The following is a 13,563-nucleotide window of genomic DNA, read 5'->3' on the forward strand; positions in this document are numbered from 1 at the left end:
CGGTCTAGATTTTAATAAAAAAGTGGTCATAACTAATGGATAATATTGTTTCGCAACAAATACCGCATGATGATGAGGCGGAACAAGCAGTTTTAGGGGCAATTTTTATTGATCCAGAGGCAATTGCGGATGCAAGTGCCATATTACAGCCCGCCGATTTTTATAAACGAGCAAACCAGCTGGTTTTCCAGGCGATGCTGGATCTGTCAGATCGTGAGGATGCAATTGATCCATTAACGCTGCAGGATGAATTAACCAAAAAGAAGCAGCTGGAAGATATTGGCGGGATTGCGTATGTTTCGGAATTGGCGTTAGCAACGCCGACCGCCGCCCACGTTACTTATTATGCTAAGATTGTTCACCGGAAAGCACTGCTTCGGCGGCTAATTTCTGCTAGTCAAAAGATTATTACAACCGCCATTCAAGATTCCGATGATGTGACTGACATTTTGGATAATGCCGAAAGCGAGATTATGAATGTCTCCTCGGAAAACAGTGCAAGTGGCTTTCGCGGAATTAAGGAAATTGTTAATTCAACGATTGAAGAAATTAACAACATACCCGAAGACGGCAACATGGTCACGGGATTGCCAACGGGTTTTGCTGAGCTCGATAAGATGACGACGGGATTTCACGATGATGAATTGATTATTATTGCGGCGCGTCCCGGTGTCGGAAAAACGTCCTTTGCATTGAACGTTGCCCAGCACGTTGGTCTGCATACTGATAAATCGGTTGCCATGTTTTCCCTAGAAATGAGTGGCGAGCAGCTAGTCCAAAGGATGCTAGCGTCTGAAGGACTGATTAACTCCCAGCATTTGCGGACAGGTCAGCTGGATGAAGAAGAATGGCGCAAGCTAATTGTGGCCTCGGGCTCACTTGCGACGGCTAATGTCTATATTGATGATACGCCGGGAATTAAGATGAGTGAAATTCGGGCACAAGCACGGCGTTTGGCCAAGGAAAAGGGCAATCTGGGATTAATTGTGATCGATTATTTGCAGTTAATTGAAGGTCCCCGCAGTGAATCGCGCCAGCAAGAAGTTTCGGCAATTTCACGACAGTTAAAGAAGTTGGCGAAGGAACTGCATGTGCCTGTAATTGCCTTGTCGCAGTTGTCACGGTCAGTTGAGCAGCGGCAGGATAAGCGGCCTGTACTGTCAGATATTCGGGAATCTGGGTCAATTGAGCAGGATGCCGACATTGTTTCTTTCTTATATCGGGATGATTATTACCGTGATGAACAAGATGACGATGATCATAATCAGGGTGAGGTCGAAGCAGAAGATGATAATGGCGAGGTTGAGGTCATTATTGAAAAGAACCGGTCAGGTAGCCGGGGAACGATTAAGCTCATGTTTTCTAAGCCATATAACCGTTTTTCTAATCTCGACTATAGTCACGATCAGCCAAATGAATAAAAATGATAAAAGTCATGGAGTTTAGATAATTAATTCCATGACTTTTATTGATTTAGCAACTTTTGTCAAAAATTAAGGCCTTTTAAATGACATTATTTAATTATCATTGTATTATAAAAGTATGGTTGTAAGATAAATTTAGAAAGGACTTAAAATTATGGCTAACAAAGGTTTTAAAGATAAAATTGCTGGCAAAGCAAAAGAGGTTGAGGGCAAAGCTCAACAAGCCGCTGGTGATGTTAAGGATAAGGCAGCTAAGGCTGCAGATGATGCCAAAGATAAGTTCGATGACGTCAAGGACAAGATTAAAAAATAATAATTACTAGTAAAAGAGCTCAGAAACAATTAAATTTCTGAGCTCTTTTTGTTACACATGAAACATGTGCAAAATCAGTGTAATTTTTGTTCAACATCTGGTGGCAATTTTAAGTCAGGATGCTGAGAATCATAGAATTCGTAAAAGATAGGGCCTTTATTTGAGTCGTTGCTCTTAGGATAAAGTTCATAATTGTTGACCTTCAGTGGCAAAGTCATGTTGTTTTTGTAAGAATTCCAAATATTACTGAAAATTTGGGTAATCAGCTTACGTTCATCGGGCTCAAGTGACATTAAAATTCGTCCGAAACGATAAGTTCCCAGCAGTTTGTTGCTAGTTAATTGGTGCAACTCATTGATATCGGCATTTTCAAACGCTTCAAACAATGCAGAAAACGATTCACCACGGTCGGATTTGGGGATCGAACGATTGAAGGTGATTAAAGCATGGCGAATGACGCGACTGCCAGCTGTTAACCCATCGGCAAGTGTGAAACTGTCGCGGCCAACTGACCAGCGCCGCGGGTCATGCTGATTGCGCATGGCGGCGTTGCTCTTAACAACTAATGTGTGCTCAGGGTGATCTAGCATGGCGCCGAAGATTGAGGCTTGAGGGATGTAAGTTTTCATCTTGGACATTGAGCGAATGAAGCCAGGACTAGTGTAGACTTCACGGAAGAAGCCAAGGCCATCAAAGCTCAATGCCTTAATGATTCGGTCTTGAATCTCTGGCTTGACAGCACTTAAGGCATATTGGGCAAAGTTGCCGCCCTTGGAATGCCCGACAAGATAGATACGCTGGTCGGGAAACTTCTGGGCAATGTCTTCAAGATATTCAGCTGCCACGTTCTGCCCGTAAATTTCCGGCAGATAATTCATCCGCATGTCCTCGTTCCAGCCAATCATTGAACCATCGGTGCCGCGATAAGCAATAACCATTGTCTGCGGATTGATGGCAAAAGTGGCAGCGGTAAATTGTAAAGGATGCGGCTCTTTTTCTAAGCGATCAGTCCAATCGAGGATTTTCATACCGCCAATGCGTGGACTTTCCGGCAATAATAGCACCTCAGCGCCAGTTTCAGAGTGCATTTGGTGCTGAAACGAAGGCAACTGCCGCAACTGCTGTGCAACGTCACCCAAGGTGTGTCCGACAGCCGAGGTATCAGCGGGGAGGTAAACAATTGATGAAAGCAGCGCTGCATCAACACTATTAAAAGGTTTCTCTTTGAATGAAAGATCACCGCGCCAACGTAAATAATCGAGTGAACCAGCCATAAAATTCTTCCTTTCTGATTAGGTAATAATTACTATTGTAGTTAATTTGATTTGTAAATACCAAAATAACGGTATAAAAAAGGCAATAGTTAGACTATTGCTTATAATTTTATTTACCCATGCTTGTGTAACTAATCCGCTTGATGTCAGGATATTTACGCAGAGACATGATAATATCATTTTCATCAATGTTATTGTTAATAATCCCATCAACAAAAAAGATAATTCGTTCATCATTAACGTACAAAATTTTAACAGAAACATTTTGGACATGACTGGCCTTTAGCTCATCCTCAATTGTCTCCAAAATATGGTGCTTGTTGACGGCTTCAATCTGAATATTGAACCGAATGTGCATGATGATTTTATCAATCAAGCTATCATCATGGAATAGCATTTGGATAAGAAAGAGAAAGGCGGTCAGGGAAATCCCTAAGAAATACAGCCCAGAGCCAATTGCCATCCCAATTGCGGCAGTTGCCCAAATTCCGGCAGCGGTTGTCAGACCGGAAACCTGTTGCTTTTTAATTAAAATCGTCCCGGCACCAATAAAGGAAATCCCAGAAACAATCTGGGCCGCGATTCTTGACGGGTCAACCGCCACATCGTTAAGTTTTAATAAATCGTAAAATCCATATTTGGAAATAATCATAAATAATGCTGACGAAAAAGCGACGACAATGTGGGTTCTGACCCCAGCGCTCTTTCGTTGAATTGCTCGTTCGTAACCGATTAATGCTCCGCAAAGCGAGGCCACAATGACCCGCATTAGCCATGGTAGCTGCGAATTAATCGGTGTTAAGTTAGCCATCATATCACTCCGTTCTTAAATTATATTTTATAATTATACTCTATCCTTTACGTTGTGAGAATAAAGATCAAAGAATAGTTATAACAAAAATTTAGAAAAAGTCAAAAAATACTTGCGTAATTGTTACGAATATGGTTTAATTAATATCGTTGTCAAGTAAGACAATGCTGACTTAGCTCAGTTGGCAGAGCACGTCATTAGTAATGATGAGGTCGGAGGTTCGAATCCTCTAGTCAGCATAAATTTTTATAAATTAGCTTTAAGAAGTCTATTATTGAGGTTCTATAAATACCTTGATGATAGGCTTTTTTTCTTGTTTTTGATTTTTAGTTGATACTTATGCAAAGTTGTTAATATTTAATTTTTGCCACACAAATACCACAAAAGTTAAATTTGATAATTTTTGTGTGGTGAAGATATTATTAAGCTGCTATAAATACTGGTATAACAGAATTTATAAGATATATTTCTGTGTGGTAAGAGATATAGCATAATAAAAAGCCCGAGCATTATTGCTCGGACTTGACATTTTTTCCAAAACCTAATTTAGAAATTGCTTTGTTTAGCTTATAAATCTTTTCGTCAATATTTTCATCTAATTCATCTTTTGTTTTTTTGCTATTTTGCCATTCATACACATCTAGTTTTAAGTCCGAACTAAATTTTTCAATTGTGTTAAGAAGGCTATCAGTATCATATTTTAACTTATCTTGTTTGTATTGCTGTTCTATTCTTTCAGTGACTTTTTCAGAAAATTTTTCTTTATTTAAACCTATTAATGTTTTTTTGAATTTGAAATCATTGTATAAAAACTCAAAAGTTTTTTTCCAAAATTTATCAATTTTTTTAGAACGAGGGAAATGTGCCTTTATTGCTTCCCTACTAACCTCTCCTGTGTTGTCTTGATAAAAGATGAGGGGATTGAATTTTGGTGAATCATATAAAATGTTTGAATAATACATGCGTTGGTTAAGATCCAGGTAAGAATCGATTAATCTTTTAAGTTTATAAGGCATTTTTTGAGGATCTTCTTCAAGTGTAATTACATAATTTGAATATGAATTAAAATATGCGTTATGCAAAGTATTAGTTAATGTTTCATCAATATCCTCTTCATTTATACCTTTCCCTGCTAAATAGTTTTGAGGAACATTTAGTGCTTCAGAAAGTTTATTAAGAGTATCATCACTGGGAGTATTTATACCTAATTCGTATTTTGCTATTCTGGCTCTTGAAATATTTATATTTTTTTCTTTTGCCAAATAATCTGAAAATTCAGCTTGAGTCATACCTAATTTTTGTCGAATTTCTTTAATTCTTGGTAATGCCATAATTTTCTCCATTCTCGGGTTAAATAAATTATATCATGATTGCAAAATGATAGTTAAAGGTATATATTTAGTTTAGCGAACAAAAAGTTCGCAAATGTAATATTTTTTATTTATTTTTAATTTTTTGTGATTAAAAAGCAACTGTAGAAAGAAAGGAAAATTTATGTCAAGTAAAGAATTCTCAACAGAAGCTGAACAAATTGAAAGTAAAAGTACACCAATTTTAAGTAAGCGATTGGAATCTGCGTCAGTATTATCAGTAATTGGCAAGGTATTTATTTTGCAAGGAGGCTATATTGATAAAAGTCAAGATTTTAAAGATAAAAGTAAAATCAATACCAGTGCAATTCATGAAGTTGCGGTAATTTCTAAAAATGCTAAATTACCACTTGCCACACGATTACAAGTAAAGGTCAAAGAAGGTGATCTATTAAAAGAAGAAAAAGATGCAGCAAGTTTATTGTTGGGTGTTAAGCATGTAGTAGTTGCATTCGATGAAATTAATCATTGGATTTATAACGGTAAGGAAGGATTGAATGCCAAGAGTGTTCGAGTTTTAAATATGACACCAGAAGAAGCAATGAAAATTTAAGGAGTTGGTAAAAATGAAAAATAAGAAGATTATTTTTGATACAAAAAACCCGTTGTGGTTAAGCAACGGGTGGAGAATATTAGTATTTGTGACTGCAGCAATCGTAATTTTGGTCGATTTCGGCTTGCTGACAGTTCATATCATCACCATTAGAAATATATCTAATTTGGTATATCCTCTACTATTTATGATACTACCATTTTCGTTAGTTTTGATAAAATTTTTGCTTCAAGTCAAATACTACTTTCCTTTAAAAAAAGTTGTTAGATCAGCAGGATTAATTGATTATGAACAGGATGGTACTGATCAAGGTATTAAAAGGATTGTTAATGCTGTAAAAATTGAAGTCGAGCAACATAACAATAATATTTATATTACTTTTCTTACTGATGGTATTAAAAATAGTGAAAATGCTAGGCAGCTTTCAGGTATTTTGTCTGATGTATTTAAGATGAATTGTACGAAAGTAGACGATTTTTTTGGACAAATCACTTATAAGTTATACAAAATATCAGATCACGGAGAGAAGGTCAGTGACAGTGACTTTTTCTAAAAGTAAAGGGTATATCACTCTAACATCAACAATTAAACTTAATTTTCGAGGAAGCCCTGGGCTTCTTCTTGTTGGTCGTTCTGGTATGGGTAAAACGCAACTGGCAACATATATTTCTTTAAAATTTATGTCGCAAATGCAAGGCGGTTTATTAATCGTTGACAATAAACGTTCAGATTTATCTACTTTAAGTAATTATCTTAATAACGGCGAACAAGTTGTTGCTACTACTGTGGGGCAAACTGCAAGGTTATTAAGAAATATGGTTGATAATATGAACAACCGTGCTAGTCATTTTAGGGGCAAATTTGGTCAAGATTGGTTTGATTATAATTTGCGACCATATTTGATTTTAATTGATGAAGTCGCAGCATTAATGGCAGAAGCGACTACTAAAGAAAAAAATGAATTAATGTCCTTATTACGTCAATTAATTTTAAAAGGACGGCAGGCAGGAATTTTTGTTATTCTTTCTGCACAACGATTAGAAGCAACGGTAATAGATCGTTCTTTAACTTTACAATTAGGCAATCGCATTATTATGGGCAATGCTGACAGCGAGACTTATCGCATGGTATTTCCTGGAATTGATACAAAAGAATTGCCTAAAATACCAAATAAACCAGGTTTTGGCTTAATTGAGATGGATGGACAAGCTAATATTTTGCCCGTTCCTTTTGTCGCACCTGATATGTCTAATGTTAATGTACCTAATGTAATTAGTAAGCTAGAAAATAATTTGAATTTAGATAGCTTTGCTGATGAAACAGGTTATTGGCAGTAATTAAAACGTTAGGTAGCCCGCTGGCGGGAACTGTGTTCCCGAGTAGCACGTCCAAGCGGAGCGTGCGGGCTACCCCCGTATAATAATATGGGGGTAACGGAAAATCTTTGAGGCAAAAATGCAAGAAATTAATATGATTAGCATTGACCAAATTAGATTTTACATTCCGTATGTCGCAAATAAATTTCATATCGAAGATATAGATGAATTACGGTTAGCCAATAAAATTTTTGCTCTTTCAGATTATTTTGAAATTAAAGCTGAAAGTAAGGGGCAAAATGGCTATTCAAAAAGCTATAATTTTGGTTCTAATGAAAAGAAGTATATTTCGGTAATGTGGAACCCTGACAGAAAAGACATGGGAATTTCAATTGATTTTACTGCTGTTGGCAAGGCTGTCTATGAAGCATTGGTTGCTGATTATACCGGTTTAAAAGTTGATTGGCAGAATCTTATTAAGCAGGTTTGTTTAGAATATCAAGGTCATATTTCGAGAATTGATATTGCAACTGATTTAATTGACTATAATTTTTCAGTTGATTCAATTGCTAAAAGAATTATGAATCAAGAATTGATATTTTTAAATAAACAAGGCAATCGAATTCCGTCGGGACGTTTGAAATTTATTAGTAATGCTGAAAAAGTAGAAACTATTTATGTTGGTGCTAGAACCAGCGATTGCTTTCTAAGAATTTATGATAAAAAGATTGAGCAAGATCGACCTGATGGACGTTATCGGAGTATGGCTAAAGGCTGTCATGATTGGTTACGTTTTGAAGGTGAATTTAAAGGTAAGACTGCTCATCAAATAGGTGAGTTAGTAGCTAAATTGAATAAGCAAGATATTTATTCAGACTTGTTAGGAATTGTGTTAGAGCGGTGGTCGCTAGTTGAATACAAAAAAGATTAATGAAAAATACAATCTTGCACCAGAATGGAAAGTTTTAACAGAATTAGCGAGTGGACTAGGAATTAATAACTTGGATCAAGAAAAAGCTAATTTAGATTTGTCGTTAAATAAAACAATAATGTGGTTTTTACTAGGTGGAGCTGCAGGTGTTTTGTATTTAATTAAAGATAATTACGGACAGGTAGGTTTAAATCAGTTTTACCAATTTTTAAATTCATATCTTGATAAACCTAACCAAATAGGCGGTATTAAGTTATCAGATTCGTTAATTAGAAAATCGCAATTCATTAAAACTGAAAGCGTTAGGCAAGATTTTTCAAGAATATTAAACAATTTACAACAAGAATTAAAAGATAGAGATACAGGAAAGGAAAAATAATGTTTGGTGATACATTATTGAACGCACGTCAAATAGCACAAAAGTTAGGCGTGAGTTATACATATTTTTTTAAATTAATTGATAACGGGTGCCCATATCATCAATTAACAGAAGATGGACGTAAATATTATGTCTTTGATGAAGTTCAAACTTGGCTTCTCTCTAAGCGAACATGTAAGGTCGTGAAGAAGTAGATGGCAATCACGTTAATTAAGACTGGTAAGAATGCTGGTAAATATCGCGTTAGAATACAACCAACAGATAATGAAACTGGCAAGACTATTTCTGTACCAAGTAGAATTACTAAAACGACTAATAAACGTGAGGCTAAGCAATTAGAAGAGAAGATGTGGGTAAATTATCGTGAACGCAAAAATCTTGCGTTAGACGTGTTAAATCAGCCACTTGCAGAGGCTTTAAATCGATATGTTGAAGAAGAATATCGTTCAGGTCGTTGGTCGTCAATTACTACGTATGATAATTGGAAGTATACGGTTAAATTAGTATCACACTTCTTTGGTAAAAAGAAGGTTTATGCAGTTAAAGAAAAAGATATTCGTAATTTCGCAAGAGAATATGTTAGAACACACAAGGTGACTGTTACAGCACATAGTACGATCGCTAGGCAATTACAAAATTTACGAGGCTTCTTTTTCAGTTTGCAAGATTATGGCTTGGAAAAGAATCCAGTACCAATTAAGGCATTATCAAAATTTTTTAGACGTGATGAAATGGTGTCACCAACTAAAAAATATGTTTTTACAAAAGATGAAATTGCTAAGATTGAAGCGGAAATTTATCGCCAGTTAAATGCAACTAGTGTCAGTTATTGGACTACAAAAATTGCAATTTTAATTGCTTTGCAAACTGGTATGCGACCACAAGAAATTCAAGGACTTAAATGGTCTAATTTGATTGATGATGGCAAGTACAAAGTTTTTAGAATAAATAATTCATGGAATGAAAAAGAGAAGCAATTTAACGGTCATTTGAAGAGTAGGCCTAAAGGTGAATTTCGGCTAACCTTGCCCCTTCCTGAACCACTTTTGCAGTTGTTGGAGAAGTTTAAACATTGTCAGAATAGATTTCTTTTTGAGCATGATATGGCTAATAAAAATGATTTGATCATGTTGAACATTAAAGATTATCGTTTGTGTGCTTTAGGCTATCCAATAGTTCAACATAGTATGAACGATATGTTGAAAGAAATTTGCAACAAAGTGGGAATTGATAGTAAAGATTGTAATATTAGCATGTACACTTGTCGTCATACGGTGGCAACTAAATTGGGTAATACTCCAGGTATGTCTTATCCATGGGCAGCAAGTCGCATGGGTCATACAGTTAAAATGTTTATGAAAACTTATGTGCATGTTGATGAGGACAGAAATGTTGAAATGTCAGATTTAGTTATGAATGATAATTAAATATAATTTGTTAAATGACAGACTTAGGTCTGTCATTTTGCTATAAAGGTGTAGACAGCGATAATTAAAAGATTTATAATTATTTTGTTTCATAGTGAATCAAAAAGAAAGAGAGAAACTTATGTCTTTAGATCTAACTAAACAACTAATTGCTACGTTTAAAAAAGCAGTAAATTCGTATAATCAACTAGAACAAACGACACTAAAATTTGGTACGAAATATGAATTGCATCCTGCGGAGATAGATACAATTGAATTAATCGCACAAAATGAAAATTGTAATTTAATTACTTTAGCTAAAATTTCTGGTGTTACGCGGGGGACTACATCTAAGATGGTTCGACGTCTTGTAGATAAGAGAATGGTCATAAAAGAATATGCTCCAGATTCAGAAAAAGAATACATCTTGCAATTGACACACCAAGGCAAAATTGCCCAAAGTAATCATCAAAAATACGTTAATGAAATTGATGAACAAATTAGTGTTATTTTTGCTGATTTACCAGATAGTGTTTTAAAAGAAATTTTAGCTAAAAGTAATGAAGCGGCCAAGTTGTTAAAACAGATTGCTGACAAAAGATAAAAAATTTTATTATTTTTGTTGCATTATGAATCAAAAGCCGAGGAGGAAATTTATGAATACGAAATTCAAAAAAATAGGTGGCATAATTGCACTAGCTCTGATGATGTTTATGACAACGTTGGATACAACTATTGCAAATATTGCTTTGCCAGCAATTAACAAGGCTTTTTCAAGTAGTTTAACTGATAGTAATTGGATTAGTACAGTTTATCTTTTAGTATTATCTGTTTTTATGATTCCAGGCTCAAAATTAGCCGATCAATTTGGTAGAAAAAAGTTAGCGGCTATTGGTTTAATAATTTTTGGAATTGGTTCATTGGTAAGTGGTTTGGCACAATCATTAAGAATATTAATAATTTCTAGGTGCTTTCAAGGCTTTGGTGGTGCTATTTTAGCTCCAATCGTTGTGCCGCTTGCTGTCAGTCTTTTTGGTACTAGAGAAAAAGCTCAGGGTAGTATTGGTCTACTAGGTGGAATTTCGGCAGCTGCAGCAGCTAGTGGACCACCAGTAGGTGGCTTATTAATTCATTTGTGGTCTTGGCGGACAATCTTTTTTATTAATTTACCGTTGGCAATCATCGCGTTTTTATTGCTCTTATCATGCTTTACAGAGTCTTACGATTCAAGTATTTCTAAGAAAATAGATTGGTTAGGATTAATCTTCTTTAGTTGGAGCTTATTTGCACTAACTTTAGTACTGTTAAAAGCATCAACTTGGGGTTGGTCTTCCAAAACAGTAATTTGGCTTTTAATAAGTTCAGTTATTGCTTTTGTCTTTTTTGGACTAGACGAGCATTATAATACTGAACCATTAATTGACTTATCCTTGTTTAAAGATATGACTTTTACTTCTTCAGCGTTGGTCTATTTAGCGTGTGGATTTACTATTGTCTGCTCTAGTGTTGTCTTTAATCTATATTTAGAAAATATCCTAAATTATTCTACGCTGAATGCAGGTTATATTATTATGTTTAGCTCATTGACGGTGATGGTTGTTGTCCCGCTTGGAAATAAATTAGGTAAAGAATTTAATTATCGTTGGCCAGTGACAGCGGGAGCCGTCTTGATGTTTGCTAGTCTGGTGCTTTTAACGCAGCTTAATTATCAAATGACACGCTTTCAAATGATCTTTACGATGATTGTTTTAGGAGCTGGTTTTGGTTTAGCAGGGCTTTCACAGATTTCTGCAGTGTTACATATCTCTGCTCAAAAGGTTGGAATTGGTTCGGGAATTGTTAATGCAATTAGACAGCTAGGGTCTTGCTTAGGAATAGCTTTATTAATTGGCGTCTTGAATAATAATATGACTTCATCTGTCAAATCTGTTAGACAAAGTGCTTTGCAGGAAGTTCAAACAAGTTATCTAGCTCCGGATATTAAGCAGGCAGTAAAAAAAGAAATAAAAGAAACTGCTTCTTCTGATGGTAAAATAACCAATTACACAATTGATTACAAGAAATTAAAACATGCGATTGTTTCAGAAAAGACTGTTCCTAGATTTCCTAAAAAAACACAGATTAACAAAATTATCCAAGGTAATCAAAAAATGTCCAAGGTAGAAATTAACTTGGGTAGGTTAACTAAAAATAATCCGATGTTATCAGGAACATTAAATAAATTGGCAAGTAAACAAAATTTAGAAACACACTATTTAGTTATGATCAAACAGAAACAAATATTACAATCAATTTTGTCAAAAATATTTTCTATGAAGCATAGAGAAACTACTAAAGCATTTAATAAAACATTTATATTAGGTGCATTTTGTTTAATTGTATTTATTCCAGTAGGATTATGGTGCGATGTAAAGCGTCAATAGCTAGATATATAGCCACAATTAATACCACAGCTAAATATTATGACTAATTTCAAATATTGAAGTGATAATAGTATTGTTTTATAGCCTCTATGCTTCTAGTCAGCATAGAGGTTAATAGACTTAAGTAAGATAATCTTAACTAGTTGATAGTTAAGATTATTTTTTTGTTTATGAAAACCTATATGCATGTTGATGAAGATAGAAATATTGAAATTGTCAGTTTTAGTTATAAATGAGAGTTAAAGTAGCAAAGTAAATTTAACAATTTATTTTTTAATTGAAATTGTTTATCATGATATTAAGAACAGGTAACTAGAGTATCTGTTAGATGTTGATCTAAGATAGGTGGGTTAGACTTAATTGCACTTACTTAGGGAATCTTAATAGGGTTGTGTGTGAACACCTCAAGCTAACAATAAAACACTCTTTATGGAAATATTTTATAAACTCTTAACTCTTTTGGGGTAAGAGTTTTTTGGTTCTTTGTCAAATTTTGTTGATGAAGATAAATAATGAATTAGATGCACTTTAAGCCACACAATTATTTTATTAGTGACTAAAGATATATTACTTTGAGGTAAATTAGTTTGCTATATGATAGCAAGTAAGCTATCATATAACTATGAAAAAGATTGAATTTGAATATTATAACTGGCAAGAATTTAAAGTGTTTTTAGATAGTTTACCTGTTAAAGAAGCAGCAAAGTTATATGCCACGATTAATAATATTGAACTCTATGGTTTGCAAATAGCTAGTCGGCAAAAGTGGATTAAAAAGTTAGAAAGTAATTTGTTTGAAATTCGCAGCCAATATTCTTCGAATATTCAAAGAGCGATTTATTTTCATTTTGAAAATAATCATTATGTTATAACTCATGCCTTTACTAAAAAGGATCAAAAAACTCCTGTAAAGGAAATAAATAAAGCTAAGACTAGACGTATGAGTTTTGAAAGAGGTAAAAATAATGAGTAAGATTGATGAATATGCGCGTGAACGTAGTAAACATGATCTTGAATTTGCTAAAGAAGCAGCTCAAGATAATATAAATTTTGAAGTTGCGGTTCAGGTAAGAAATTTACGAGATAGTTTGGGATTAACACAAAGAAAATTTGCTAAATTAGTAAATAAACCGCAGTCGACTATTGCACGAATTGAGAATGGTTCGATGAATGCTTCAACAAAATTATTGAGTGAGATTGCTCAGGCTACTAAGCAAAAGGTAAAGATCGAATTTATGCCTGCGTAATCCACTGAATGTTTAGCAAGCCACAAGCATTAGTTTGTAGCTTTAGCCAGCATAGAGGTTAATAGACTTAAGTAAGATAATCTTAACTAGTTAATGGTTAAGATTATTTTTATTAG

The 13,563-nt window shown here is 34.6% G+C and carries 16 protein-coding genes and 1 tRNA gene; 14 read left to right on the plus strand and 3 right to left on the minus strand.

Annotated elements, in window-relative coordinates; all coding sequences use genetic code 11:
- Positions 1-35: 35 nt before the first annotated feature.
- Together dnaB and OZX63_RS00065 are read left to right on the plus strand one after the other, a co-directional pair.
- On the plus strand, positions 36-1,421 hold the full coding sequence (gene dnaB / locus OZX63_RS00060; protein ID WP_277143525.1) for a replicative DNA helicase: 1,386 nt from the start codon (positions 36-38) through the stop codon (positions 1,419-1,421).
- Positions 1,422-1,578: 157 nt separating this feature from the next.
- Complete coding sequence (locus OZX63_RS00065; RefSeq protein ID WP_277143527.1) at positions 1,579-1,737, plus strand: CsbD family protein; 159 nt, start codon at positions 1,579-1,581, stop codon at positions 1,735-1,737.
- A 74-nt stretch (positions 1,738-1,811) separates the two neighbouring features.
- Here OZX63_RS00065 and OZX63_RS00070 read toward each other — a convergent pair whose 3' ends face one another.
- Together OZX63_RS00070 and OZX63_RS00075 are read right to left on the minus strand one after the other, a co-directional pair.
- Complete coding sequence (locus tag OZX63_RS00070; RefSeq protein WP_277143529.1) at positions 1,812-3,011, minus strand: DUF2974 domain-containing protein; 1,200 nt, start codon at positions 3,009-3,011, stop codon at positions 1,812-1,814.
- A gap of 109 nt (positions 3,012-3,120) precedes the next feature.
- The gene (locus OZX63_RS00075) at positions 3,121-3,822 is read right to left on the minus strand and encodes an MgtC/SapB family protein (RefSeq protein WP_277143531.1); all 702 of its coding nucleotides are present in this window, start codon (positions 3,820-3,822) and stop codon (positions 3,121-3,123) included.
- A 166-nt stretch (positions 3,823-3,988) separates the two neighbouring features.
- Between OZX63_RS00075 and OZX63_RS00080 the strand changes: the two genes are divergently transcribed.
- Positions 3,989-4,061: transfer RNA gene (locus tag OZX63_RS00080), tRNA-Thr, on the plus strand.
- Between the two features lie 270 nt (positions 4,062-4,331).
- Here the strand turns inward: OZX63_RS00080 and OZX63_RS00085 are convergent.
- Positions 4,332-5,153 carry a helix-turn-helix transcriptional regulator gene (locus tag OZX63_RS00085; RefSeq protein WP_277143533.1) on the minus strand — a complete coding sequence of 274 codons (822 nt, stop codon included), beginning with the start codon at positions 5,151-5,153 and terminating at the stop codon, positions 4,332-4,334.
- A 163-nt stretch (positions 5,154-5,316) separates the two neighbouring features.
- Between OZX63_RS00085 and OZX63_RS00090 the strand changes: the two genes are divergently transcribed.
- The 11 genes from OZX63_RS00090 (at position 5,317) to OZX63_RS00135 (ending at position 13,447) form a co-directional block, all read left to right on the plus strand.
- On the plus strand, positions 5,317-5,745 hold the full coding sequence (locus OZX63_RS00090; protein WP_277143535.1) for a hypothetical protein: 429 nt from the start codon (positions 5,317-5,319) through the stop codon (positions 5,743-5,745).
- A 13-nt stretch (positions 5,746-5,758) separates the two neighbouring features.
- Positions 5,759-6,298 (plus strand): hypothetical protein, encoded by a 540-nt coding sequence (locus tag OZX63_RS00095; RefSeq protein ID WP_277143537.1) that lies wholly within the window; start codon positions 5,759-5,761, stop codon positions 6,296-6,298.
- Complete coding sequence (locus tag OZX63_RS00100) at positions 6,279-7,082, plus strand: AAA family ATPase (protein WP_277143539.1); 804 nt, start codon at positions 6,279-6,281, stop codon at positions 7,080-7,082. The genes OZX63_RS00095 and OZX63_RS00100 overlap by 20 nt, the downstream gene beginning before the upstream one ends.
- Before the next feature lie 118 nt (positions 7,083-7,200).
- The gene (locus OZX63_RS00105; protein ID WP_277143541.1) at positions 7,201-7,992 is read left to right on the plus strand and encodes a replication initiation factor domain-containing protein; all 792 of its coding nucleotides are present in this window, start codon (positions 7,201-7,203) and stop codon (positions 7,990-7,992) included.
- Complete coding sequence (locus OZX63_RS00110) at positions 7,973-8,371, plus strand: hypothetical protein (RefSeq protein ID WP_277143543.1); 399 nt, start codon at positions 7,973-7,975, stop codon at positions 8,369-8,371. The genes OZX63_RS00105 and OZX63_RS00110 overlap by 20 nt, the downstream gene beginning before the upstream one ends.
- On the plus strand, positions 8,371-8,565 hold the full coding sequence (locus OZX63_RS09705) for a hypothetical protein (RefSeq protein ID WP_348535257.1): 195 nt from the start codon (positions 8,371-8,373) through the stop codon (positions 8,563-8,565). The genes OZX63_RS00110 and OZX63_RS09705 overlap by 1 nt, the downstream gene beginning before the upstream one ends.
- Positions 8,566-9,798 carry a tyrosine-type recombinase/integrase gene (locus tag OZX63_RS00115; protein WP_277143544.1) on the plus strand — a complete coding sequence of 411 codons (1,233 nt, stop codon included), beginning with the start codon at positions 8,566-8,568 and terminating at the stop codon, positions 9,796-9,798.
- 121 nt (positions 9,799-9,919) lie between these two features.
- Complete coding sequence (locus OZX63_RS00120; protein ID WP_277143547.1) at positions 9,920-10,381, plus strand: MarR family transcriptional regulator; 462 nt, start codon at positions 9,920-9,922, stop codon at positions 10,379-10,381.
- Positions 10,382-10,433: 52 nt separating this feature from the next.
- Complete coding sequence (locus OZX63_RS00125) at positions 10,434-12,200, plus strand: MFS transporter (protein ID WP_277143549.1); 1,767 nt, start codon at positions 10,434-10,436, stop codon at positions 12,198-12,200.
- A gap of 622 nt (positions 12,201-12,822) precedes the next feature.
- Positions 12,823-13,173: a type II toxin-antitoxin system RelE/ParE family toxin gene (locus tag OZX63_RS00130; protein ID WP_277143551.1), complete on the plus strand. Its 351-nt coding sequence runs from the start codon at positions 12,823-12,825 to the stop codon at positions 13,171-13,173.
- Positions 13,166-13,447 (plus strand): helix-turn-helix transcriptional regulator, encoded by a 282-nt coding sequence (locus tag OZX63_RS00135; protein ID WP_277143552.1) that lies wholly within the window; start codon positions 13,166-13,168, stop codon positions 13,445-13,447. The genes OZX63_RS00130 and OZX63_RS00135 overlap by 8 nt, the downstream gene beginning before the upstream one ends.
- The last annotated feature ends 116 nt before the right edge of the window (positions 13,448-13,563 follow it).

It is taken from the genome of Lactobacillus sp. ESL0700 (assembly GCF_029392095.1).
Classification (GTDB): Bacteria; Bacillota; Bacilli; order Lactobacillales; family Lactobacillaceae; genus Lactobacillus.

Coding starts and splice junctions, on each gene's coding strand:
- OZX63_RS00130 (WP_277143551.1), top strand. CDS start 12,823: ATGAAAAAGATTGAATTTGAATATTATAACTGGCAAGAATTTAAAGTG.
- OZX63_RS00075 (WP_277143531.1), bottom strand. CDS start 3,822: ATGGCTAACTTAACACCGATTAATTCGCAGCTACCATGGCTAATGCGG.
- OZX63_RS00070 (WP_277143529.1), bottom strand. CDS start 3,011: ATGGCTGGTTCACTCGATTATTTACGTTGGCGCGGTGATCTTTCATTC.
- OZX63_RS09705 (WP_348535257.1), top strand. CDS start 8,371: ATGTTTGGTGATACATTATTGAACGCACGTCAAATAGCACAAAAGTTA.
- OZX63_RS00115 (WP_277143544.1), top strand. CDS start 8,566: ATGGCAATCACGTTAATTAAGACTGGTAAGAATGCTGGTAAATATCGC.
- dnaB (WP_277143525.1), top strand. CDS start 36: ATGGATAATATTGTTTCGCAACAAATACCGCATGATGATGAGGCGGAA.
- OZX63_RS00105 (WP_277143541.1), top strand. CDS start 7,201: ATGCAAGAAATTAATATGATTAGCATTGACCAAATTAGATTTTACATT.
- OZX63_RS00085 (WP_277143533.1), bottom strand. CDS start 5,153: ATGGCATTACCAAGAATTAAAGAAATTCGACAAAAATTAGGTATGACT.
- OZX63_RS00090 (WP_277143535.1), top strand. CDS start 5,317: ATGTCAAGTAAAGAATTCTCAACAGAAGCTGAACAAATTGAAAGTAAA.
- OZX63_RS00065 (WP_277143527.1), top strand. CDS start 1,579: ATGGCTAACAAAGGTTTTAAAGATAAAATTGCTGGCAAAGCAAAAGAG.
- OZX63_RS00125 (WP_277143549.1), top strand. CDS start 10,434: ATGAATACGAAATTCAAAAAAATAGGTGGCATAATTGCACTAGCTCTG.
- OZX63_RS00120 (WP_277143547.1), top strand. CDS start 9,920: ATGTCTTTAGATCTAACTAAACAACTAATTGCTACGTTTAAAAAAGCA.
- OZX63_RS00135 (WP_277143552.1), top strand. CDS start 13,166: ATGAGTAAGATTGATGAATATGCGCGTGAACGTAGTAAACATGATCTT.
- OZX63_RS00095 (WP_277143537.1), top strand. CDS start 5,759: ATGAAAAATAAGAAGATTATTTTTGATACAAAAAACCCGTTGTGGTTA.